Raw genomic sequence first — 2,288 nt, 5'->3', positions numbered from 1 at the left:
GTGGTGCCCGGAGGCGGAATCGAACCACCGACACGAGGATTTTCAATCCTCTGCTCTACCGACTGAGCTATCCGGGCGACGAGGTGTATTAAAAGGCTTTTCGGCTTTCAGGTCAACAATAAAATTAAAATAAAATATCGTTTGATGAATTTGTGCTCGGAGTGGGCTGTTTTTATGCGTTTTTAGCAGCAATGCGCCATGCTTTAAGCGATGTTTTAACATTGATAGTGTGTTCACTTGCAAAATAAAGGCGATAAAAACAAAAAAGCACGTCTGAAAACGTGCTTTTTATTGAACAATTGACTTTAAACTAGTGCTTTACTGAGAACTTGTTTACCCAACCTTCTAGCTCATTCGCTAGTGAAGCTAAACTTTGAGTATTTGATTGGCTCTCGGTTACGACAGAGTTGAGTTGGCCTCCGCTTTCCTCGATAAGGTTTATGCGTAGCGCAATATCATCGCTAACCTGCGTCTGCTCAGCGGCAGCAGTAGCGATCTGCTGGCTCATTGTGGTGATAGATTCTAACGCCGTTACAATTTGCTGTAGAGCTTCAGAGGCATTCTTAGACTCTGTAACAGTGCTTTCACTGGTTTCTGCACATATTTCCATTGTGTGAATGGCATTGCGAGAGCCTTCTTGCAGATTGGAGATCATATACTGAATCTCTTTTGTGCTGTCTTGTGTGCGTCCTGCTAGGTTGCGTACCTCATCAGCAACGACTGCGAAGCCTCGGCCTTGTTCTCCAGCACGTGCTGCTTCAATGGCTGCATTGAGTGCCAATAGGTTTGTTTGCTCTGCAATATCACCAATCACATCGAGCACTTTTACAATATTATTTACATCCTGATCTAGATCGGCGACCGCTTTACTCGCAGTATTTAATTGAGAAGCTAAACCTTGAATGTTTTCAACCGTGTTATGAATGAGTTTCTGAGTATGTTGGCTTTGTTTGTCTGCCTCGTCCGTATTGTTTGCGGTGTCGCTTGCTGAATTGGCAACATGGTTGGCTGAAGATGCCATTTCAGTCATCGCAGTGGCAATCATAGCCGTTGATTGCTGCTGAGATACGGTAAGATCGGCAATCGTATTTGATCGAGACTCTACGGCAAACAACTCTGCGCGCAGTGCATGCATAGACTTCTCTAGGTTTGTCACCATGGTAGCTAGTGATTGACTCATATCTTGCACGGCACGATAGATACTTCCTCTCGGTGCCACAGTATCAAAACTGGTCTGAATGTCTCCTTGAGCGACAGCTTGAACTGCTTTACGCACGTCGTTAGGCTCTCCACCAAGTAGATTAAGCATTTTGCGAATCGAAATGATCAGGCCACTTAGAATACTTCCCGCGATAATCAGACACAGCACAAGCTGCCATTGTGCTGTCGACCAAAAACGTGCGTTAACTTCATTAAAGCCAATACCTGTACCGACAACCCAGCCCCAGTGTGGTGTTTTTTCTGCTATCGAGTGTTTTTCTTCAATGCTGCCATCAGCTTGTTTTTGGCTCCAGGTATATTCAACGATCTGACCTGTTTTGTGCCCCAATACATCTAGAATGAGTTGGCCTACGCTATTACCACTGCCATCTCTAAAGTCATGGAAGCTGGTACCGTGCAGTTGAGGGTCTAGTGGTGCGGCGATGAACATCATATTTTCATCTGCGACATAAACGTATTCATTGTCTTTGTAGATATTGTTACGAAGTAGGCGAGTGGCTAATGCTTTCGCTTCGTCTTCCGGCATTTTGCCTTCGATAGCCATCTTTTCTACTTCGGTAAGTATGCTGTACGCACTTTTAAATAGCTCAGTAACTCGAGCTTTGTTATCAAGGTTACTTGCGACGCGAAGTGTCCATAAGCCCGTTGCGGTCAGAGCTAGGAGAGCTAGCAATATGATCGCAGATAATAAATAGGCTTGAGTTTTTAGTTTCATATTTAGCTCACAAATAAAGTGTTATCACTATGCAAGGCATAGCTAAAAGAAGAAATGTAATAACTCGGGCATCTTAGTGAAGATAAATATGCTCGGATACTAATGCGTATTGAAATTACGATGAGGATTAAATTTTTAGCGTGAAATAAGTGTTTTTGAAGAAAGGATTTAATGTTCGCTGATGTTTAGAAATGAAGTGCAGATAAATGGGAAAGTGAGAAATGACGTATAAAGCAGATACAAAAAAGCCGCATCAAGTGATGCGGCTTTAAAAGTGGCTCCTCCTGCTGGGCTCGAACCAGCGACCTGCGGATTAACAGTCCGTCGCTCTACCAACTGAGCTAAGGAGGAA

The 2,288-nt window shown here is 43.7% G+C and carries 1 protein-coding gene and 2 tRNA genes; all 3 read right to left on the bottom strand.

Translation table 11 applies throughout. From position 1 onward, the window contains the following. Position 1: 1 nt before the first annotated feature. Positions 2-77, bottom strand: a tRNA-Phe gene (locus R7P72_RS23630). 233 nt (positions 78-310) lie between these two features. Next, positions 311-1,936, bottom strand: a complete 1,626-nt coding sequence (locus tag R7P72_RS23625; protein ID WP_213907434.1) for a methyl-accepting chemotaxis protein — start codon at positions 1,934-1,936, stop codon at positions 311-313. Between the two features lie 275 nt (positions 1,937-2,211). Then, positions 2,212-2,287 (bottom strand) — tRNA-Asn (locus R7P72_RS23620). Position 2,288 lies beyond the last annotated feature (1 nt).

Origin of the sequence: Vibrio sp. Vb0888 (genome assembly GCF_033338835.1) — a bacterium.
GTDB classification, from domain to species: domain Bacteria; phylum Pseudomonadota; class Gammaproteobacteria; order Enterobacterales; family Vibrionaceae; genus Vibrio; species Vibrio alginolyticus.
The sequence above is the reverse complement of the archived record's forward strand: the minus strand, read 5'-3'. Positions and strand labels throughout refer to the sequence as shown.